At 60.4% G+C, this 20,107-nt stretch carries 17 protein-coding genes and 2 pseudogenes; 7 read left to right on the top strand and 12 right to left on the bottom strand.

Annotated features, from left to right (window positions below):
* Positions 1–130 precede the first annotated feature (130 nt).
* The 8 genes and pseudogenes from CER19_RS18730 to arnC form a co-directional block, all read right to left on the bottom strand.
* Positions 131–1,753: a glycosyltransferase family 39 protein gene (locus CER19_RS18730; RefSeq protein ID WP_116667517.1), complete on the bottom strand. Its 1,623-nt coding sequence runs from the start codon at positions 1,751–1,753 to the stop codon at positions 131–133.
* On the bottom strand, positions 1,754–3,136 hold the full coding sequence (locus CER19_RS18725; protein ID WP_116667516.1) for a UDP-glucose/GDP-mannose dehydrogenase family protein: 1,383 nt from the start codon (positions 3,134–3,136) through the stop codon (positions 1,754–1,756).
* Positions 3,133–3,546 (bottom strand): 4-amino-4-deoxy-L-arabinose-phosphoundecaprenol flippase subunit ArnF, encoded by a 414-nt coding sequence (gene arnF / locus CER19_RS18720; RefSeq protein WP_116667515.1) that lies wholly within the window; start codon positions 3,544–3,546, stop codon positions 3,133–3,135. The genes CER19_RS18725 and arnF overlap by 4 nt, the downstream gene beginning before the upstream one ends.
* The gene (gene arnE / locus CER19_RS18715; RefSeq protein ID WP_116667514.1) at positions 3,543–3,890 is read right to left on the bottom strand and encodes a 4-amino-4-deoxy-L-arabinose-phosphoundecaprenol flippase subunit ArnE; all 348 of its coding nucleotides are present in this window, start codon (positions 3,888–3,890) and stop codon (positions 3,543–3,545) included. The genes arnF and arnE overlap by 4 nt, the downstream gene beginning before the upstream one ends.
* Positions 3,887–5,542 carry a lipid IV(A) 4-amino-4-deoxy-L-arabinosyltransferase gene (gene arnT / locus CER19_RS18710; protein WP_116667513.1) on the bottom strand — a complete coding sequence of 552 codons (1,656 nt, stop codon included), beginning with the start codon at positions 5,540–5,542 and terminating at the stop codon, positions 3,887–3,889. Before arnT ends, arnE begins: the two co-directional genes overlap by 4 nt.
* Positions 5,539–6,423 (bottom strand): 4-deoxy-4-formamido-L-arabinose-phosphoundecaprenol deformylase, encoded by an 885-nt coding sequence (gene arnD / locus CER19_RS18705; RefSeq protein ID WP_116667512.1) that lies wholly within the window; start codon positions 6,421–6,423, stop codon positions 5,539–5,541. The genes arnT and arnD overlap by 4 nt, the downstream gene beginning before the upstream one ends.
* Positions 6,423–8,413, bottom strand: a pseudogene (gene arnA, locus CER19_RS18700) (bifunctional UDP-4-amino-4-deoxy-L-arabinose formyltransferase/UDP-glucuronic acid oxidase ArnA). The gene arnD and the pseudogene arnA overlap by 1 nt, the downstream one beginning before the upstream one ends.
* Entirely contained in the window at positions 8,410–9,444 is a 1,035-nt protein-coding gene (gene arnC / locus CER19_RS18695) for an undecaprenyl-phosphate 4-deoxy-4-formamido-L-arabinose transferase (RefSeq protein WP_003191219.1), read from the bottom strand. Before arnC ends, arnA begins: the two are co-directional and overlap by 4 nt.
* Before the next feature lie 411 nt (positions 9,445–9,855).
* On the opposite strand from arnC, the gene CER19_RS18690 reads away from it, so the two are divergent.
* On the top strand, positions 9,856–10,668 hold the full coding sequence (locus CER19_RS18690; protein ID WP_116667511.1) for a M949_RS01915 family surface polysaccharide biosynthesis protein: 813 nt from the start codon (positions 9,856–9,858) through the stop codon (positions 10,666–10,668).
* 108 nt (positions 10,669–10,776) lie between these two features.
* Positions 10,777–11,691, top strand: a complete 915-nt coding sequence (gene xerC, locus CER19_RS18685; protein WP_116667510.1) for a tyrosine recombinase XerC — start codon at positions 10,777–10,779, stop codon at positions 11,689–11,691.
* Positions 11,692–11,787: 96 nt separating this feature from the next.
* Here the strand turns inward: xerC and CER19_RS18680 are convergent, their stop codons facing one another.
* On the bottom strand, positions 11,788–12,999 hold the full coding sequence (locus tag CER19_RS18680) for a multidrug effflux MFS transporter (protein WP_116667509.1): 1,212 nt from the start codon (positions 12,997–12,999) through the stop codon (positions 11,788–11,790).
* A gap of 159 nt (positions 13,000–13,158) precedes the next feature.
* Here CER19_RS18680 and CER19_RS29455 point away from each other — a divergent pair.
* From CER19_RS29455 to CER19_RS18670, 3 genes and pseudogenes are all read left to right on the top strand, one after another.
* Positions 13,159–13,914, top strand: a pseudogene (locus CER19_RS29455) (MCP four helix bundle domain-containing protein); the annotation flags it as partial.
* Positions 13,909–14,772, top strand: coding sequence for a methyl-accepting chemotaxis protein (locus tag CER19_RS29450; RefSeq protein ID WP_371921552.1), 864 nt, complete (start codon positions 13,909–13,911; stop codon positions 14,770–14,772). The pseudogene CER19_RS29455 and the gene CER19_RS29450, both read left to right, overlap by 6 nt.
* A 134-nt stretch (positions 14,773–14,906) precedes the next feature.
* Complete coding sequence (locus CER19_RS18670) at positions 14,907–15,452, top strand: hypothetical protein (RefSeq protein ID WP_116667507.1); 546 nt, start codon at positions 14,907–14,909, stop codon at positions 15,450–15,452.
* Positions 15,453–15,905: 453 nt separating this feature from the next.
* Here CER19_RS18670 and CER19_RS18665 read toward each other — a convergent pair whose 3' ends face one another.
* Both CER19_RS18665 and CER19_RS18660 read right to left on the bottom strand, forming a co-directional pair.
* On the bottom strand, positions 15,906–17,213 hold the full coding sequence (locus CER19_RS18665; protein WP_116667506.1) for a HAMP domain-containing sensor histidine kinase: 1,308 nt from the start codon (positions 17,211–17,213) through the stop codon (positions 15,906–15,908).
* A complete protein-coding gene (locus CER19_RS18660; protein ID WP_116667505.1) occupies positions 17,210–17,950 on the bottom strand; it encodes a response regulator in 741 nt (246 codons plus the stop codon). Before CER19_RS18660 ends, CER19_RS18665 begins: the two co-directional genes overlap by 4 nt.
* Positions 17,951–18,254: 304 nt before the next feature.
* On the opposite strand from CER19_RS18660, the gene CER19_RS18655 reads away from it, so the two are divergent.
* Entirely contained in the window at positions 18,255–18,515 is a 261-nt protein-coding gene (locus tag CER19_RS18655) for a DUF2790 domain-containing protein (protein ID WP_116667504.1), read from the top strand.
* Positions 18,516–18,545: 30 nt separating this feature from the next.
* Complete coding sequence (locus tag CER19_RS18650; RefSeq protein WP_116667503.1) at positions 18,546–19,757, top strand: cytochrome c biogenesis protein DipZ; 1,212 nt, start codon at positions 18,546–18,548, stop codon at positions 19,755–19,757.
* 124 nt (positions 19,758–19,881) lie between these two features.
* Here the strand turns inward: CER19_RS18650 and CER19_RS29130 are convergent, their stop codons facing one another.
* Positions 19,882–20,001, bottom strand: a complete 120-nt coding sequence (locus CER19_RS29130; RefSeq protein WP_256660490.1) for an aldehyde dehydrogenase family protein — start codon at positions 19,999–20,001, stop codon at positions 19,882–19,884.
* Between the last annotated feature and the right edge of the window lie 106 nt (positions 20,002–20,107).

The raw sequence follows: 20,107 nt of genomic DNA, 5'->3' as shown, positions 1-20,107 counted from the left end.
GAGCACCGGAAGGGAAAGTGCACCAGCCATTACGCAAACAAATGTAGGTGTTTTCTTGGTACCTATGATGAAAGTCGCCCACTCGTGGCGGGAGTGGGCGTTCTTTCTTACAGTGCAGCCGGAAAAGTTCTCAAGGTGTCGAGGCTTTTGCCAAATGCAGCAACACATAGGGGGTTTTGTCGAAATCTGCGGTAAGCGTCGGCGTGATTGAACGCAGGCGCGGATCGTCCAGCGCCTGGAAGTCGGCCTGGCTCATGACCAACCATGCCGGCGCCTGGACCGGTTTCAAGTCGGCGGGCAACTGGGTGAATAGCGGGACCTTGTCGCAATCGAAGTTGACCATGAACTTGATGGCTTTCGCGTCTTTGCCCAGTGCGTGCAACACCAGCGGCGCCGGTTGCTGCTGAACCTGCGCCTTGACGGCGAGGCTGAAGGTGCGGGTGTCGTACACCTGACGTTCCAGGGGTTCAACCACCATGATGTAGGTGGTCCAGAGGGCGAGCACGGCGGCCAAGGCGGGGCCGTAGGTGCGCAGCCGCGAGCGGAACAATGCCAGCAGGGCCAGCACCTGTAGCAAGCCAAGCACGACGACGATCAGCTCCAGGTCGGCCAGCGGTTCCGGGTAGCGCCGCCGTGCTACCACCAAACCAATGGCCAACAGCGTTGGCAACAGCGTCCAGATGCCCAACATCAAGGCGCGCAGCCACGCAAACAGTCGCCCTTGCGCCACCGCGAAGGGATACGCGGCAATGATCGCGGCCATCGGTAACATCGGCAGGATATAGCGCGCTTTCTTGGCTTGGGGCACCGACAGGCCCACCATCACCAGCACACCGGCTGCCGCGCAGTAGAGCACCAGCTTCAATGCCGGGTCCGGCGCACGTCGACCGCCCATCAGCACCGCCAGCAGCACCAACAACGCGATTGGATAGGCCAGGGCGTAGTTGCCCAGGGAGCTGGTGAAGTAATACAGCACGCCGCCGGAGCCTTCGCTGCCATCCATGCGCCCCAGGAACTGCATGCGAATCACGTCATGCATAAAGTCTTCGCCGCCGCTGAGCTTGGCCAGCAGCAGCAACAGGCCGACGCACGCCGCCAGCAGCGCCAGTGCCAGCAGGCCGAAGCTGAACAACAGGCGCCACTGGCGGTTGATCAGGTAGTAGCTGCACAACACGCCCGTAGGGATCACCAGGCCGATCGGGCCCCGGATGGCAAACCCCAGCAGCAACAGCAAAAACACCCAATGCAGGCGCTTGGCTGCGGCGAAATGGTCATGGGCATAACCCAGGTAGAACACCGCCAATGCCACCGCGGCGAGCATCTGATCGAGGGAGACTGCGCGGGTTTCGCTGACGAAGGTACTGCTGAGCAGCAACATCGCAATGCTCAACAGGCCCCAACGCGGCGAGTAGGGCGCAGTGAGGCGATAGACCAGCACCACGATCAGCGCCGACGCGAGCGCCGTGGGCAGCCACGCCGTCAGGCTGGTGACTTGGCCCAAGGGCACCGACAGCAGCCACGTCAGCAGGGTTGACGTAGCCAGGTAATCGGCATACGGCTGGCCATAGGTCGTGGGGAAGAAACTGGGCCCGTGGCGCAGCATTTCCTGGGCAAACAGCACGAAGCGCGAATCGAAGCCGATGATCGCCTGGTGCCAGTTGCCGATGATAAAGAGCACCAGCGCCAAGAGCCCAAGCCCCAGCGACTGGTGGCGGATCGTTACGCGCTGCGCGGACGGTAAGGCGATGTTCACCTAGCAAGCGTCCTTGGCCCGTTCCACCCAGTTTTGCTGGGGGATCGGCAATTCGCAGGAATCGCCGCGGCCGATGGGGAAGTACTTGAAGCCTTTGCGCGTCAGGCGCTCGCCGTCGTACAGGTTACGGCCATCGAAGATCACTGGAGTTTTCAGGCGCTGGTGAATCAGGTCGAAGTCCGGCGCCTTGAATTGCTGCCATTCGGTGCACACGATCAACGCATCGGCGCCGCCCAAAGTGGATTCCGGGGTGCCCATCAGCATCAGGCGCGGGTCATCGCCGTAGATCCGCTGGGTTTCCTGCATGGCTTCAGGGTCGAAGGCGCGCACATTGGCGCCAGCAGCCCACAGCGCTTCCATGAGCACGCGGCTGGGGGCATCACGCATGTCATCGGTGTTGGGCTTGAAGGCCAGGCCCCACAGGGCAAACGTCTTGCCCTTTAGGTTGCCCTGGAAGAAGGCGTTGATGCGCTCGAACAGCTTGCTCTTCTGGCGCTGGTTAATGGCTTCCACGGCTTCGAGCAGGTCGCTGGAGCAGTTGGCCTGCTTGGCGCTGTGGATCAGAGCGCGCATGTCTTTGGGGAAGCACGAGCCGCCATAACCGCAGCCGGGGTAGATAAAGTGGTAGCCGATGCGTGAGTCGGCACCGATGCCCAGGCGCACCGACTCAATGTCGGCACCCAGGTGTTCAGCCAGCTCGGCGATCTGATTGATAAAGCTGATCTTGGTGGCCAGCATGCAGTTGGCGGCGTACTTGGTCAGTTCGGCGCTGCGCAGGTCCATGAAGATGATGCGGTCGTGGTTGCGGTTGAACGGTGCGTACAGGTCGCGCATCACGTCGCGCACCTCTTCGCGCTCGCAGCCGATGATGATCCGGTCCGGGCGGCGGCAGTCAGCAACGGCGGAGCCTTCCTTGAGGAATTCCGGGTTGGAGACGATATCGAACTGCAGCTCACGGCCGGCGGCGCGCAGGTTATTGAGGATGTGGTCGCGCAATGTGTCACCAGTGCCGACCGGTACCGTGGATTTTTCCACCAGGATCACCGGCGCCACGCGATGGCGGGCAACTGCATCACCCACCGACAGCACGTATTTCAAGTCGGCCGAACCGTCTTCATCCGACGGCGTGCCCACGGCAATAAACAGCACTTCACCGTGCTCGACGGCAAGTTTTTCGTCGTGGGTAAAGTGCAGGCGCCCGCTTTCCAGGTTGTCCTTGACCATGGCTGCCAGGCCCGGCTCGAAGATGGTCACATGCCCCTTCTGCAGCGACTCGACTTTGTGCTTGTCAACGTCCATGCAAATGACATCGTGACCGACTTCGGCTAATACAGTGGCCTGGACCAGACCAACGTAACCACTACCAAATACACTGATTTTCATGGGGTATTCCTGGGACTTGAGGTGCTAGCACGACGAGAGTTGATAACCAGTACGCCGAGGATGACCAAGGCCACCCCCAGGGTTTTTGAAAGCGAAAAATCTTCGTTGAACACCGGCAGGCTGGCGGCCAGCAAATACACCAGCGCGTAACTGATGCTGAGCAGCGAATAGGCGCGGCCCAGGGGTAAGTGCTTCAGTGCGCCGAGCCAGCACAGCATCGACAACGCATAGGCGATGATCGCCAGGATCACCACGCCCAGGGCGCCCAGGTCGATGCTGTTATCCGTCAAGGCGGCCATCCATTGAGTGGGGAGGGGCAGGCGCGTCATGCTCCAGCGCATGCCCAATTGGGCGCCACTCACCAGGCCGACACTGCCCAGGGCCAGGGCGAAACCTCGTACGCGGCTCATACCTGGCGCCCCAGCAAGACCACGCCGGCAATCACCAGCCCCACGCCCAGCCAGTGACGGCCATCAATGGGTTCGTGAAACACAAAGCGCGCCATCAGTGTGACCAGCACAAAATTCAGGCTGAGCATGGGGTAGGCAATGCCTACTTCCAGGCGCTGCAACACCAGTAGCCATACAAGCAAGCCCAGGCCCAGGCACACCAGCGCCGACCACAACCACGGCGAGCGCAATTTCAAGGCCCAGCCGTCCGGCACGTCGCGCCAGCTTTCCACGGCGAACTTTTGCGAGACCTGGCCCATGCAGGTCAGCAGGCAAGCCGTGAGCAGTAGCAGTAGGGTGATCATGGCGCGACCTGCGGGAAAATCAGGATCACGATCTTGCCTTGCGCATAACGCTTGCCGTCAGTGGGCAGCAGCGCGAGTTCTTCCTTTTCGCCGGTGCTATTGACGCGCATCACCACGCCGACCGCGCCGGTGCGACGGGTTTCAGCCATCCATGCCTGGATGCGGTTACGGTCGACCAGACGCGGGGCCGTGTCCTCGTAAGCCAGGCCGTACTTGACCTCACCCGAGGTGTTGTACAGCGTGATATCCGGGCGTTTGAGGCGCCAGGACAGCGCCGAGGCGGCGCCCAGGTCGTTGCTCAGCAGGGCAACACTGGGTTGCAATTCGTCGATGTGATCAATGATGAACTGGTCCGGGGTCTTGTTGTAAACCACCGAATGCGGCAGCGCCGCAGGCACCAGCAGCACCAGTAATCCACTGCCGATCAGCGGCGCGGCCCACAATGCCAAGGGGCGTGCTGCTTGCAGCAGATTGACGACGATCCAACCGAACAGAAAGATGAACACCAGCACCAGACTGAGGGTTTCCTCACCCGGTTCGTATACCGGCTTCTTCAACTGGAACCAGCTGAGGGCCAGCAATACCAGCACGCCGATCGCCAGGTTCAACCAGCCATTGATGCGCAGGACGCGGCCGTGGCCTTGAGCCAGTTTGTCGCTCAGGGCCGAGCCCATCAGCAAGGCCAGGGGGAGCATGCACGGCATGATGTAGGAGGGCAGCTTGCCTTTGGCCAGGCTGAAAAAGGCCAGGGGCATCAACAGCCACAGTAGCAGGAACGCGGTTTTCGGCACGCGCCGTTGCAGCCAGGCCTGCTTGAACGCGCAGGGCAACAGCGCGACCCACGGCAGCGCGAACCCTACCAGCAGCGGCAGGTAATACCAGAAGGGTTCGGCGTGCTGGGCGTCTTCACCGGCAAAGCGCTGGATGTGCTCGTGCCAGAAAAAGAAATGCCAGTAGTCCGGCTCTTGCAGGTGCACGGCCAACGCCCACGGCACGCTGACAGCAATCGCCACTACCACGGCAACAGGGCCAAATTTGCACAACTCGCCAAAACGTTTTTGCCAGACGGCGTAGGGCAGGGCGACCAGCACCGGCAGCAACCAGGCCAGGAAGCCCTTGGTCATGAAGCCCATGCCGCACGCCAGGCCCAGCAAGGCCCAGGACCACAAGCGCGCACGCCGTGTGGTGCTGTCGAAACAGAACCACAAGGCCACGCCCGTCAGGTTGACCCAGAAGGTGAACTGCGGGTCCAGGTTGGCATAGCCGCCCAGCGCGGCCACGCTGACGAAGCTCATGTAGAGCAGCGTGCTGACCAGACTTTTTTGCGGATCATTCCACAACCGACGAGAGACCAGGTACACCAGCAAAATGCTCAAACCGGTGCTCAATGCCGAGGCGAACCGCACGCCGAACAGGTTCTGCCCGAAGATCGCCTGGCCCAGCGCGATCATCCAATAGCCTGCGGCGGGCTTCTCGAAATAGCGAATGCCCATGAAGTGCGGCGCGGCCCACTTGCCGGTCAGCAGCATTTCCTGGCTGATTTGCGCATAGCGGGTTTCATCGGGAATCCACAGGCCATGGGTGGCCAGCGGCAGCAGGTAGAACACGGCGAACGCCAGCAGGAGCAGGGGCAAAGCCCAGCGGCGGATCATGCCTGCTGCACTCCCAGCCAACCCTCGCGGCCGCTCAAGGCGCCGCGCACCAGCTGTTGCTGGGGCAGGGTGGTCAGATCCGTGGGCAACAGCTCGCCCAAGGGTTTGAACTCGATGCCGCGCTGCCCGGCCTGGGCGAGCAACTGGCGAAAATCATTGGCCATCAGAATCCCTTCTACTTCCGCGTGGATCGTATAGACATTCAGCTTCGACGCGCTGAAGCGATCGAGAATGAAACGGTTGAAATCGTTGGCAGCCACCACCGGCCCGACGACTTCGTCGAAGGTCGGCAGGTCTACCGGAATTTGTGGGGTGCCCGCGCTGCCATCGGCCAAGGTTGGTCGAAACAGGCTGGTGCCCCGGCAATCGCTGTTGTAGCGAAAGTTGAAGCCTTGCTTGGCTTGCACCACGCGCTCATCGGCGCGCCAGCCGGCGGCCGCTGAACAGTCGATGCGCTCGCCGAGGATGTCGTTCAAGGTGTCTACGCCGCGTCGAATCTGCTCGACCAGCTGTGCCTCGCTCCAACGCCCGGTGTTGGCCTGCCAGCCATGGTGGTCCCAGGCGTGCAGGCCGACTTCATGCCCGGCGGCCTTGGCCTGGCGCATCAGGTGCCCCAGGTCACGGCCAATCGGCTTGCCTGGCCAGGCGGTGCCGGCCAGCAAGATGTCCCAGCCATACAGGCCGGCAGCGTTGGAGCGCAGCATCTTCCACAGGAACTGCGGGCGGATCAGGCGCCACAAGTGACGCCCCATGTTGTCCGGCCCGACACTGAAGAAGAACGTCGCTTTGACCCCGGCTTCGGCCAGGGAGTCGAGCAACCGTGGCACACCTTCACGGGTGCCGCGGTAGGTGTCGACGTCGATGCGAAGACCTGCCTGCATTACTTTTTATCCGCAATTTCAAGCATGGCTTCACGCAGGAAGAAATCCAGGGTGTTGCCGATGGTTTCGCTCATCTGCACGCTCGGCTCCCAGTTCAGCAGGCGCTTGGCGTTGTCGATGCTCGGCTTGCGGTGCGCCACGTCCTGGTAGCCCGTGCCGTAGAACGCCTTGCTCTCGACGTCGCGGAAACCGGCGAACGGCGGGAAGTTGTGGCGCAGCGGGTGAGCCTCGAACTGACGCAGCAGTTCTTCGCCCAGCTGGCGAATGCTGGCTTCGTTTTCGGGGTTGCCGATATTGATGATCTGGCCGTCGCACACGCCATTGTCGTTATCAATGATGCGCGCCAGGGCTTCGATGCCGTCGGCAATGTCGGTGAAGCAACGCTTCTGCTCACCACCGTCGAACAGACGGATCGGCGTGCCTTCCACCAGGTTCAGGATCAGTTGGGTAATGGCGCGGGAGCTGCCGATACGCGCCGAGTCCAGGCGGTCCAGGCGCGGGCCCATCCAGTTGAATGGACGGAACAAGGTGAACTTCAGGCCCTTGTCGCCGTAGGCCCAGATTACGCGGTCGAGCAGTTGCTTGGAGACGGAGTAGATCCAGCGTTGCTTGTTGACTGGGCCCACTACCAGGTTGGAGGTGTCTTCGTCGAAATACTGGTCTTGGCACATGCCATAGACTTCGGAGGTCGACGGGAAAATCACGCGCTTGTTGTACTTGACGCAGTAGCGCACCAGCTTGAGGTTTTCTTCAAAGTCCAGTTCGAACACGCGCAGCGGGTTACGGGTGTATTCGATCGGCGTGGCGATGGCCACCAGCGGCAGCACCACGTCGCATTTCTTGATGTGGTACTCGATCCATTCGGTGTGGATGCTGATATCGCCTTCCACGTAATGGAAATTCGGGTGGCTGCGCAGGCGCTCGATGGCGTCGGAGCCGATGTCCAGGCCATAGACTTCGTAGCGGTCGTCACGCAGCAGGCGCTCGGACAGGTGGTTACCGATAAAACCGTTCACGCCCAGGATCAGCACGCGGGTACGGCGCGGCTTGCGGCCCGACTCGGCACCGCGCAGCACGGAGCCATCCACCAGGCCCAGTTCATCGGCCAGGGACGGGCCGGCCAGGTACAGGCCGTTTTCGTTGCGCTGGCCGAACTTGACCACCAGGGAATCTTCACCGCAGGCGATGCGCAGCGGGTTGACGCTGATTACACGGCCAGGCGCCAGACCTTCGTTGCCCTTGAGCACGTCGGCCTGCCACACGATCAGCTTGTGCTCGCCCACGGCACAGAAAGCGCCCGGATACGGCTGGGTCACTGCGCGCACCAGGTTGAACAGTTGCTCGGCGGGCTTTTTCCAGTCCAGCTTGCCATCGGCGGCGGGGCGACGACCGAAGAGGTGGCTTTGCTCTCGTCCTGGGCGGTTTCGCTCAGCTTGCCCTGGGCCAGCTGTGGCAGGGCATCACGCAGCAGGGCAGTGGCCGCATCACGCAGCTTGGCGTGCAGGCTCAGGCCGGTATCGCTGCGCTCGATGGTGACTTTCTGCTGGGCCAGGATGGCGCCGGCATCGGCACGCTTGACCATGCGATGCAGGGTCACGCCGGTTTCGGTTTCGCCGTTGACCAACACCCAGTTGGCTGGGGCGCGGCCACGGTACTTAGGCAGCAACGAGCCGTGCAGGTTGAACGCGCCTTTGCGGGCGGTGGCCAACAGCGGCTCGCTCAGCAGGTTGCGGTAGTAGAACGAGAAGATGTACTCCGGGTTCAGCTTGGCGATGCGTTCGATCCACAGCGGGGGGTTGGCGTCTTCCGGTGCATGTACCGGGGTGCCATTGCGGGCGCAGAGTTGGGCGACGGAACCGTAGAAGTTGTTTTCCTTGGGGTCATCGGCATGGGTGAACACGGCGGCAATGTCGTAACCGGCGCTGAGCAGCGCTTCAATGCCTGCGCAGCCAATATCGTGGTAGGCGAATACAACAGCTTTTGAACTCATGACTGGACCTGATCCGAAGAAGAAGTAGACGTATGGGAAGACACCAGGCCGTCAACCACGACGACTGGAGCCGGTGCTGCCGGTTGGTTGCGCAGCACTTTTTCAATAAAGAAGCGTGGGCGGGCGCGTACATCGCTGTACATGCGGCCCAGGTATTCGCCCAGCAGGCCCATGCCGATGAACTGGCCACCGGTGAACACAAACAACACCGCAAACAGCACGAACAGGCCATCACCGGCCCAGTCGGCGCCAAAGGCCAGGCGCATGACGATCAGGGCAAAGGCAAACAGCACGCCCAGCGCCGCCAGGCTGAAACCGACGATGGACAGCAGGCGCAAGGGCGTGGTGGTCATGCACGTCAGCAGGTCGAACATCAGGCTGATCAGGCGCATGGCGCTGTATTTGGATTCGCCGTGCTCACGCTCGGCGTGGTGCACCAGGATTTCCGTGGTGTGGCGGGCGAAGCCGTTGGCCAGGATCGGGATGAACGTGCTGCGCTCACGGCAGGCGAGCATGGCGTCGACGATGGTGCGGCGGTAGGCGCGCAACATGCAGCCGTAGTCGGTCATGGCCACGCCGGTAGAGCGCTGCACGGCGAGGTTGATCAAGCGCGACGGCCAGCGGCGGAACGCAGAGTCCTGGCGGTTATTACGCACGGTGGCGACCACGTCGTAGCCCAGGGCAGCCTGCTCGACCAGGCGCGGGATCTCTTCCGGCGGGTTCTGCAGGTCGGCGTCGAGGGTGATCACCACTTCGCCACGGCACTGTTCAAAGCCGGCCATGATCGCCGCGTGCTGGCCGTAGTTGCGGTTAAGGATCACCGCCACCACGTTGCTGCCGTCTTCGGCGGCGGCGTCTTCGAGCAGTTGGGCCGAATTGTCGCGGCTACCGTCATCCACCAGGATGATTTCGTATTCGTAAGCCAGTTGCTTGCAGGCGGCCGTGGTGCGACGCAGCAACTCAGGCAGGCTTTCTTGTTCGTTGTAGACCGGGATAACGATCGACACGCAATGAATAGGGTAGGGTTTCAAAGATTCATGACCTCGGGCTAAAGCGACTTCAAGCGTGAAAACAGCAGCGTTTATCGGGCAAAACTACAGCCCGCGGGTTACAAAACGGGGCTAAAGATGACGCGTTTTCAATAGGTTAGTCGATAATCCACGGATTGCACTTAAGTGTTGCCTACAAGGTTAAGCGCAAAAATGTGCAACGAATATGAAAGGCGGATGAAAAACTCGTTTATTTGACAGGCAGACAGCTAGGGTTCAGCTAAGTAATCAAGGCGTTACATGTAGGCCTCACAGGGCGATATCGGAGCTTCGTGCAAGACGCTTGGTTCAATCTGAGCGAGGCGATCAGCCCAATGTTTGCCCTTCAACAATCTTCTCTGCATTGGCGCTCAAGTGCCGGTAAAGTAAGCCCTCTCTTGCCAGGGTACTCGGATGAATAGCGTGCAGCTTTTACGCGGCCAGTTGCGGCCAGCGCTGATGGGATTGTTGATGACGGTGGCCTGTGTCACCAGCGTGCGGGCTGATCAGGGCGTCGCGCTGACCCCACTGGACCAGGTGCCGGACGGGGTGGAAGTGCGCGGCAAGCAGGTCGCCGCTTATACCTGGGATGACCGCCAGGGCAAAAACCTGTTGGTACTCGCCGAGCAAGTGGGCGAGCGCGATGACGATGGTACCCAGTCGGCCTTTGTCTACGCGGCGCAATACGTGCTGGGAGGCGAGCGCCCCAAGCGCGTGTGGATGCTGTACGACGATGTGCAGCACTGCGAATTCGACGCCGGGCTGCGCTTTGACCGAGCTGCCACCAAGGTTACCGACCTGCTGGGCGATGGCAATACCCAGGCTACAGTCGGTTATTCGCGGGCCTGCACCAGTGACGTCAGCCCCAATGAATTCAAGCTGATCATGCATGTCGGCAAGTCCGAGAAGTATCGTCTGCGCGGCCTCGACCGCGTGGGCGCCAGCTGGTGGGACGAGGACGCTGGCGCCTTGCGCGGCATGCCCCTGCCCACTGACTGCAGCGTCGCGGCGCAGCAAGCGTTGGTCAGCCAATACAAGGAGCAGGGCACCGAACTGCCACTGCCGGGCTGCTATGGCGACGAGAAGGACTTTGCCAAGGCACCGGACAATTACCTCGCCTTTATGCGCCAGCAGTGGTTCGCGCTGATGCAGCAACAGGACGCCGACTGGAGCCAGTCCCTGGCCCAACCCCAGGCAGCCAGCGAGGACGACGACACCGCCCCGTGATTTTGTGCCAGGGCCGATCCTGGGTTAGACTCGGCCTTCGCCAATCCACTAAATATATCGACGAATCAAATAGTTGGTCGATATATTTAATCCAAAGGCTGATCTACCTTGACCGAGTCCATTTGCAACCCGCTGACCCTTTATCTCACCCGCCTGGCGCCTTCCAGCCAACTGACCATGCGCTACGTGCTGCAGGATGCCGCCGACCGCCTGGGTTTCGAAGACCTCAACCTCGAAGAGATTGACTGGCACCTGTTGCAGCCCGAACACGTCATCGCACTGGTGGCTGCCTTGCGCGAGGACGGCTTTGCGCCGAACACTTCGTCGCTGTATGTGAATGCGGTGCGCGGGGTGATGAATGAAGCGTGGCGCATGAGCTTGATCAGCCAGGACCACCTGTTGAAGATGCGCTCGGTCAAGGCCACACCCGGCACGCGCCTGGGCCAGGGCCGCAACCTGCGCCGCACCTTGATCCGCGAGATGCTCGACGTCTGCGCCGCCGACCCTCGGCCCCAGGGCCTGCGGGATGCCGCGGTGATCGGCCTGTTATATGGCTCTGGCATGCGCAAGTCGGAGTCGGTGAACCTGGACCTGGCACAGGTCAACTTTGACGAGCGCAGCTTGCGCGTGATCGGCAAGGGCAACAAAGAGCTGGTCAAGTACGCGCCGGACTGGGCGTTTGCCAAGCTGCAGGCCTGGCTGGCGTTCCGCCGCGAGCACCTCAAGGAAGGCGAGCAGGACGACAGCTTCTTGTTCAACCGAATCCGTCGAGGCAGCCATATCACCCGGGAACGCATCACCAAGCATGCGATTTACTACATCGCGCGCCAGCGCGGCGATCAAGTGGGGGTCAAGATCATGCCCCATGATTTCCGTCGTTCATTTATCACGCGGGTGATCGAGGAGCATGATTTGTCGATTGCGCAGAAACTGGCGCATCACACCAATATCCAGACCACCGCCAGCTATGACGTGCGGGACGACAATGAGCGGCGGCGGGCGGTGGATCGATTTGATTTGTAGGCTTGTGGATACACCACGACTCAAATGTGGGAGCTGGCTTGCCTGCGAAGAGGGCCTCACAGGCAACCAGAATGTTGAATCTGCCTGCTCCTCTGCTCAGGAGGAAGGCGGGACGCTTGAAACCAGGTGAGCCGGCAAGTGCCGCAACGTCCACAAGGTGGTCAGCATCGCGGCAAGCGCACACAGCGCAATGCCGATCAACATCGGCGCCGGCGTATGGTCGGCAAAGATCCCCACCAAGGTCATCGCCACAGCCGCCGTGACCATCTGGATCGCACCCAGCAGTGCAGACGCAGAACCCGCCACCGCACCATGATCCTCCAGCGACAGCACCCCGGCCGCCGGCAATAGCAGGCCAAGAAAGCCAAAACCGATAAACAGCAGGCCCATCATCAAGGCCAGGCTGTCACCCCACAGCGTAGTAGCCGCGAGCAAGCTCATGACCGCCGCCACGCCCACCACCGACCAGCGAATCAACGGCGCCAGGCCAAAGCGGGCGCTGAGCCGTGCGGTCAGTTGGCTCATGGCAAAAAACGAGGCCGCATTGAGGGCAAAGCACAGGCTGAACTGGGTTGGCGTCAGGCCAAAAAACTCGATGTACACGAAGGGCGCGCTGCCGATGAACACGAAGAAGGTGGCCAGGCCAAACCCGCACACCACCGATAACCCCGTAAAGACCGGGTCGCGGAGGAGGGCGCCATAACTGCCGAACGCCTGGCCCAGTGTCTTGCCCAGGCGGCGCTCGGCCGGGTGGGTTTCTGGCAGTTGTACGGCGGTCATCACCAGGCAAAGCACGGCCACCACCGCCAACACGGCAAACACTTCGCGCCAGCTCCAGATCGAAATCACCAGGCTGCCGGCCAGAGGTGCGAGGATCGGCGAAACACTCATCACCAGCATCAACAAAGCCATCAGGCGCGCCGCTTCATGGCCGGTATACAGGTCGCGTACGATCGCCCGTGGGATCACCATCCCCGCACAGGCGCCGAATGCCTGCACCGCACGAAAGCCAATCAACACTTCAATGGTCGGTGCCAGCGCGCAGCCGACACTGCCAATGGCAAAGATCACCAGGCCCGCATAGATCGGAGGTTTACGCCCGAAGACATCGCTGAGTGGGCCGTAGAACAACTGGCACACGCCGATAATCATGAAGAACACCGTCAAACTCATCTGCACGGCCGCCGGCGTAGCCTGGAGGCTGGCGCCCAGAGTGGGCAACGCTGGCAGATAGATGTCGATGGCAAACGGGCCGACAGCGGTGATCAAGCCCAGCAACAGGGCGAGACGGGCGATACGTTGAGGCATTTGGCAGGTCCAGGTAGAGCAACGGACGGTCAGCTTAAGGGAACCGCGCAGATCCGCAAACTTAGGCTTCACTAACAAGCAACAGCTGCCGATAAAGGTAGCAGCGACACGCAAACGCGTTGGGCTCCCAACCGGCGGTCCTGGCACAGGGATATCACTATGACGATCAAATTACGCTTGGTGCTGTTGATTGCGACCGGGTTGCTCACCGCCTTGATCATGAGCCTGGCCGGCTACCTGGGTAATACGCGGATGGCTGATTCGGTACAGGACAACGACGTCAGCATGACGGTACTGCGCAATCACATGGAAGCCGACATGATGCACGACGCCCTGCGTGCGGATGTACTGTCGGCTATGTTGGTCGGGCTGGGCAAAAGCACCAGTACGCCGGCCGAAGTCAATAGCTCGATCAAGGAGCATGCCGAGCACTTTCGCGAGGTGCTGGCGGATAATCTCAAGCTGCCGTTAGACGCCTCGATCAAGGCCAGCCTGGAAAAAATCAAACCCAGCCTGGACACCTACATCAACACCGGTGAGCGCATCGTCGCGCTGGCCCTAGACAATCCCGAGGCCGCGCGAGGGGAACTGCAGACCTTCAATGCCGCGTTCAGCCAGTTGGAAGAACAAATGGCGGCGTTGAGCGAACTGATCGAAAACAATACCCAACTCACCAGCACCGGCACCCGGCAAACCATCAGTAACGCCAACTGGACCTTGGCCATCGTCTTGGGGGCCAGCCTGCTGTTGCTGCTGGCACAAGGACGTTGGGTGACCCTGAGCATCATGGGGCCGTTGCGCACCGCCAGCCGTATTGCCCAAAGCATTGCCCATGGCAACCTGAGCGAGCCGATTGTCGAACCCAAGAACCAGGACGAAGCCAGTGCACTGATTCGCAGCCTGGCTACGATGCAGCGGGATTTGCGCGGCATGATCGAAGTGGTTCGCAGCAATGCCCATGGCGTGAATGGCATGAGCGAACGCCTCAGCCAGGGTTGCCATGAAGTGGCAGGCAGCAGCCAGCAACAAAGCCTGGCCGGACGCACCAGCGCCTCCACCGCGAGCGAAATGACCGCCAGCATCGAAGAAATCACCCGTCACGCCCAACGTGCCCTGGACATGGCCAGCCAGGCTGAAACCTTGGCCAAGGACGGCGGCCGGGTCATCCACCAGGTGGTCAGCGACATGGATGGCATAGCCCGTTCAGCCCAGCAGTCAGCCCAAGTGATCCGCACGCTGGACAAGGAGTCCGAGGCGATCTACGGCATTATCCAGGTGATCAAAGGGATTGCCGACCAGACCAACCTGCTGGCCCTGAACGCCGCCATCGAAGCCGCCCGCGCGGGTGAACAAGGGCGCGGCTTTGCGGTCGTGGCCGACGAAGTGCGCAGCCTGGCCGGACGCACCAGCGCCTCCACCCAGGAAATCGCCAGCATGGTCGGGAGTATCCAGCAGAACACCCGTGAAGCGGTGATCAGCATGGAGGAGGGCGTTGCTCAAGTGGATAAGGGCATGGCAGTGACTGCCGAAGTGGAACGTGCCATTCGCGAGATCCTCCAGGCCACGCTGAGCACCACTGAATTGGTCAACGATATTTCCCGCACCATCAGTGAACAGAGCCTGGCCAGTAATGAGATTGCTCATCAGGTGGAGAGGATTGCGGGGATGTCGGAAAGTAACAGTCGGGTGATTGGCGAGACGGCGTCGACGACGGATGAATTGTCGAGTTTGGCGGGGAAGCTTTCGCAGTCGGTGGATAGGTTTAGGCTCTGAGGCATGACAATCAGATATAACTATACTAAATAGTCATTTAGTATAGTTATTTCTTATGGTTATATTATAAGGGTAGGGTAGCCTACCTGGTGAGCTATGTTCCGATGGCATGCATCTTTAAGGATCTCTGTTAAATGAATCACTTTCCAGGCTGGATGCTCGAAAGCGCCCATAATTATCTCAAAGCTTCTGAGCTTCTAGACGCCCAAAACCTCCCACATGTTTCCATGGTTAACGCAGCGATTGGCATGGAAATACTGCTGAAAAGCTTCATTTCTGTACCAGACCAGCATCAAGATACGTCCGGTGAAACCTACACGATTGACGTTGATGCACTCAAAGCGGCTCACAAGCATCTTCAGTCAACCGGCAAGACGCCAGCCGATCAGCGTCGTGACGGTCACGATCTGTTGACCTTGTTTCATGCCGTGCCTGCAGACATTCGTAAAGCGTTGGCCTTGGACAGCCAAGAAGATTCGTTTGAGCGGTACCGAGATGTTTTCACCAACAGCCGGTATCAGTACGAGTGGAGCAGCTGGAAGTTTTCCGATCCGGTGCTGATGAGGTTGCTGCGGTGGACGCTGGCCAACGTGGTTGGTTATCACAAGGAGCGCGGATCGGAGGACGCATTCATTGTGAGTTACATCGCCAGTCTGCAAGTTGGACCAGGTGATGCGTAAGAGCCCGTGCCAGGCTTCAAATCTGACCACCAGAGCCCTCCAACCCCGCATACGACGGTTCGCATAATGTATATTATGTTAAATCATGTGTTATGCCTTATAGGTTCAAGAGCTACGTAAGTCACTAATGATTCGACGAATTCGTTTTTACGCCTACTCTCTCAATGGGCCATGTCCATAGTGCTCATGACGAGTCCTCTTCAGGTCAACGAGTACCGCTGCTCGTGCAAGCTGGTGACGCGGCGCCGTTGCCCATGCTTGTCCCGTTCATGTACGTCCAACTCAGACTCAGGAGCCGCGCGTTCAATGATGCTTGGCGGCGAGTACCTTGAAGCCCTCGATGTCGACTCGGTTTGACGCTGGCGCTGGCGAAAGCGCTTGATGAAACTCGTGTTGATCAACTCTTCCACATCCAGATTCAAAGCACAGTTGACTAGCGACGCTTCGCTCCTCCTACGATAAGCGCGTCGGTAATCTCAGTTCAGCGCACAGTCCGCCGCCTTCGCGATTTCTCAAGGTCAGGGTGCCGCCGAGGGCTTGTGCCAGTTGCTGGGCGATAGCCAGGCCCAGGCCTGTGCCGCCGGTGCTGCGGTTGCGCGAATTTTCCACGCGGTAAAATGGCTCAATCACCCGGGCCAGCTCCTCTTCGGCAATGCCGGGACCACGATCCATCACGGTCACCGAGAGGCTGTCGCCCTCCTCCGGCTCGACCCGCAGCTGCGCGGCACCGGCGAATTTGAGCGCGTTATCCGTGAGGTTTACCAGCACTCGGCGTAGCGCGTGGGGCCGCGTGTGAATCACTGCGTTGCTTTTGCCGCTGAGCTGCACGTCCTTGCCCATGTCCTGATAGTCGAACACGAGGCTGTCGAGGAATGAATCAAGATCGGTACGGCGGCTTTCCTCGGTGGCGCCATGCACGCTGCGGGCATAGGCAACGCCTTCACGCACCAGATGTTCCATCTCGCCGAGGTCATTCCACAATTTGTCTTTGTCGCCGCAGTCGTCCATCAATTCGGCACGCAGCTTCATGCGCGTGATCGGGGTTTGCAGGTCGTGGGAAATCGCCGCCAGCAGTTGCATGCGTTCTTTCAGATAGGCCGCAATGCGCGCCTGCATGGCATTGAAGGCGATGGCAGCGTGTGCGACTTCGGTCGGGCCTTGTTCATCCAGATGCACCGGGTGAGTGTTGGGATCAAGGTTTTCCACGGCCTGGGCCAGGCGGGTCAGCGGGCGTATGGCAATACGCACAGCCAGCCACGTGCATAGAATCATCAAGGCCAACTGGCCCAGCAGAACCACCGGCAGCCACGGCGACAACGGCACCATCGAGGGGCGCACGTCGATGGTCACCGGGCTGCCGTCGGCCAGTTTCAGATGGACCTGGAAATGTTTGATCGGCCCGGGAATGTCTGTCACGGTCATCGGGTAATCCTTGCCGATGGCCTCCTTGATCGAGGTCACTGCAATCGGCGTGTCACGCAGAGCGACGCCTGGCGAGCCTTCGTCGAGCAAATAGCGGTAATTGCGTCGATCCAGTTGTTTCAACCAACTCATGCGTTCCTCGGCGGGCAAGCGGTCAAGGATGGCAATGGACGTCGACACATCGGTTTCCAGGTTACCGAGCATGGTGTTTTTCGCGGTTTCGTAACGCTCGTAATACTGCACGCCGAAGGACAAGGCCTGCGCGAGGGTCAGCCCTACCAGAAAGATCAACGACAGCCGCGAGATGAGGGTACGAGGCCAATGCAGCGAAGGCTTCATGCCGGTGCTCCAAGCACTTGCACCGGCAGCGAGAAGACATACCCCTCGCTGCGTACGGTTTTGATGTAAGCCGGCTCGCGGGCATCGTCAAGCAGGCGTTGGCGCAGGCGGCTGACCAGCAGATCAATGGAACGGTCGAACAGGTCGGCGTCACGGCCCTGGGTCAGGTTGAGCAACTGGTCGCGATTGAGTACTCGTTGCGGATGGTCGAGGAACACCCGCAGCAGGCGATATTCAGCGCCGCTGAGGGCGACCATGGTGCCGTCCTCATCAAGCAGATGGCGGGCGGAGGTGTCCAGGCGCCAGCGCCCGAACCCCAGCAACCGTCCGGTTTCGGTAACGACCAGGTTGGGCGGCAGCATGCGCGTACGGCGCAGCACAGCATTGATGCGTGCCAGCAATTCACGGGCGGCGAACGGCTTGACCAGGTAATCGTCGGCGCCCATTTCCAAACCGATGATGCGGTCGGTTTCGTCGTTGCGGGCGGTCAGCATCAGCACCGGCGTGGCCTTGTGTTTGCCGGCGCGAATGTCGCGGCAGAGCACCAGGCCATCGTCGCCGGGCATCATGATGTCCAGCACGATCAGGTCCACCGGCGTGGCCTCGAGAAACGAGCGCATCTGGCGGCCATCGGCAACCAGGGTCGTGCGCAGGCCGTTCTTCTTCAGGTAGTTGCCTACCATCTCTCGAATCTCACGGTCATCGTCCACGATGAGGATGTGATCAACGTGTTCCATGGGCCAAGCCTCTGTCATTGGAAATTGCGGCTCAGTCTATAGAGGCTGAGCCCGTTCGCCCGCGGCGGTTTGTATTGCAGTGTATCTGCTGTGGCGAAGGATACATGCAGAGGCAAAAACAACAATTTCCTAGGTTTTGTATGGCTGTGTATCGGGACGGGGTCCTGATACGAACCGATTTATCCGCGCCTGTTTTTGACACAGGCGAGATACCTCGCGGGCTTCTAATGAGCCACATCGAGGCCAACCCAAGCGCCTCGGCTCAACTGAACGACCCAACCCTTGAAGCCTTGAGGAAACGACCATGAACACCAATACCCTCTATGCCACTTGCCTGTTTGCCGCCCTGAATATCTGCACCTTCTCGGCCCGCGCCGAAGCCGACGTCACGCCGCAAACCTACACCTACGGCACGCATCTGGACATCCAGAAAGTGGTGGCATTGACAGAGGATGCCGGGGCTGCCTGCGGCATTGTCGATGCCCAACTGACCTACCTGAACTCGCAGGGCAAGACCGAGATCCTGAACTACCGCAAATTTGCCGAGTGCCACAGCGATAACTGAGCCCGGCCCACATTTCATCAGGAGACCCTTATGTTCCTCATCGCATTCCTGGGCGGCTTATTGACCGTCCTCAGCCCTTGTATCCTGCCGGTCGTGCCATTTCTGTTCGCCGGTATCGACCGCACACGCTCCTCGATCCTGCTCACCCTTGGCGGCATGGTCCTGACCTTCGCGCTGGTTTCCAGTCTGGCCGTGGTCAGCAGTGAATGGGTGATTCAGGCCAACAACGCCGGGCGTCATGTGGCACTGGTGGTGATGGCGCTGTTTGCCTTGTCGCTGATCTCGGCACGAATCAGTGGCTGGCTGGCCAGCCCGTTCGTGTTACTGGGCAATCGCCTCGCCCCCAAGACGCGCAAAATGTCCGGGCCGCTGGGTTCGCTGATGATCGGCGTCGCCACCGGCCTGCTCTGGGCGCCGTGCGCCGGGCCGATCCTCGGGGTGATCCTTACCGGCGCCATGCTGCAAGGCGCCAATGCGCAAACCAGCCTGCTGCTGGTGGCCTACGGCCTGGGCAGTGCACTGTCGTTGGGTACGCTGATTTTCGCCGGACGCGGTTTAGTCAATCGCCTGAAGGCCTCGATTCCGGTCACTGGTTGGCTGCGGCGCGTCACCGGTTTTGCGGTCCTGGCCGCAGCGCTGATGATTTCTACCGGTGCCGACAAGACGCTGTTGGCCGGGGCGTCGTCCGAAGGCGTCAGCGTGCTGGAAAAAGGCGTGCTGCAAAGCGTCCCCAAAGTCGTCGAGTCCCTGGTAAGCAAGGCCAAAGCCGAACCCACCCTCGACAACGCCCAAGGCCCGATGCCGTCGCTGTCCGGCGCTGTGGAGTGGCTCAATTCGCCCGCACTGACCAGTGAATCGCTCAGAGGCAAGGTGGTGCTCGTCGATTTCTGGACTTACGACTGCATCAATTGCCAGCACACCCTGCCGTACGTGAAGGACTGGGCGCAGAAGTACGAGAAGGATGGCTTGGTGGTAATCGGCGTCCACACCCCGGAATACGGTTTTGAACGCATCATCAGCAATGTCAGGGATGAGGTGAAAAAGCTCGGCATCACTTACCCGGTAGCCATCGATAACAACTACGCGATCTGGCGCAACTTCGATAACCAGTACTGGCCCGCGCACTACCTGATCGACGCCAAAGGGCAAGTGCGTTTCACCCACTTCGGAGAAGGTCGCTACGAGACGCAGGAAAAGATGATTCAGCAACTGCTGCAGGAGGCGAAAGCTCCAGCCGCGTAACCCTTGAAAATCCATGGCCCACAGGCAACGCGCTGTGGGCCATTAGCTTTTTCTGCTGCGGCCTGGGTTGCGCGACCACACTCTCCCGCCCACCCCAGGCTAATCGGACACGATGCTTTTGGCCTCAAGAAATGCTGACGTCGACAAGGACCGTAGGCCTGACGAAATAGCCCTTGTCCAAGCCGGTCGGTCTGCCCTCCCCGCCGATAATCAACGGCGCGCCTTGCGTCTGCCCGCGCCGGATGAAAGCTTATACGCAGTCGAATTGGGCGCGATTGACCAGCGGCCCGAGAGCAAACGAAACCCGCCGGGCGCCGTGTAAAACCCGCCTCGGCGTAGAGCGCTGAAAA

The organism is Pseudomonas sp. GL93 (assembly GCF_003408955.1).
In the GTDB taxonomy this organism is placed as follows: domain Bacteria; phylum Pseudomonadota; class Gammaproteobacteria; order Pseudomonadales; family Pseudomonadaceae; genus Aquipseudomonas; species Aquipseudomonas paracarnis.
The sequence above is the reverse complement of the archived record's forward strand: the minus strand, read 5'-3'. Positions and strand labels throughout refer to the sequence as shown.

What these genes read in the sequence shown, in the direction of transcription:
- CER19_RS18655 (WP_116667504.1), top strand. Translation starts at nt 18,255, where the DNA reads ATGAACACCAATACCCTCTATGCCACTTGCCTGTTTGCCGCCCTGAAT.
- arnT (WP_116667513.1), bottom strand. Translation starts at nt 5,542, where the DNA reads ATGATCCGCCGCTGGGCTTTGCCCCTGCTCCTGCTGGCGTTCGCCGTG.
- CER19_RS18660 (WP_116667505.1), bottom strand. Translation starts at nt 17,950, where the DNA reads ATGGAACACGTTGATCACATCCTCATCGTGGACGATGACCGTGAGATT.
- arnE (WP_116667514.1), bottom strand. Translation starts at nt 3,890, where the DNA reads ATGATCACCCTACTGCTACTGCTCACGGCTTGCCTGCTGACCTGCATG.
- CER19_RS18650 (WP_116667503.1), top strand. Translation starts at nt 18,546, where the DNA reads ATGTTCCTCATCGCATTCCTGGGCGGCTTATTGACCGTCCTCAGCCCT.
- arnF (WP_116667515.1), bottom strand. Translation starts at nt 3,546, where the DNA reads ATGAGCCGCGTACGAGGTTTCGCCCTGGCCCTGGGCAGTGTCGGCCTG.
- CER19_RS18670 (WP_116667507.1), top strand. Translation starts at nt 14,907, where the DNA reads ATGAATCACTTTCCAGGCTGGATGCTCGAAAGCGCCCATAATTATCTC.
- CER19_RS18680 (WP_116667509.1), bottom strand. Translation starts at nt 12,999, where the DNA reads ATGCCTCAACGTATCGCCCGTCTCGCCCTGTTGCTGGGCTTGATCACC.
- CER19_RS18690 (WP_116667511.1), top strand. Translation starts at nt 9,856, where the DNA reads ATGAATAGCGTGCAGCTTTTACGCGGCCAGTTGCGGCCAGCGCTGATG.
- CER19_RS18725 (WP_116667516.1), bottom strand. Translation starts at nt 3,136, where the DNA reads ATGAAAATCAGTGTATTTGGTAGTGGTTACGTTGGTCTGGTCCAGGCC.
- arnD (WP_116667512.1), bottom strand. Translation starts at nt 6,423, where the DNA reads ATGCAGGCAGGTCTTCGCATCGACGTCGACACCTACCGCGGCACCCGT.
- CER19_RS18665 (WP_116667506.1), bottom strand. Translation starts at nt 17,213, where the DNA reads ATGAAGCCTTCGCTGCATTGGCCTCGTACCCTCATCTCGCGGCTGTCG.
- CER19_RS29450 (WP_371921552.1), top strand. Translation starts at nt 13,909, where the DNA reads ATGCAGCGGGATTTGCGCGGCATGATCGAAGTGGTTCGCAGCAATGCC.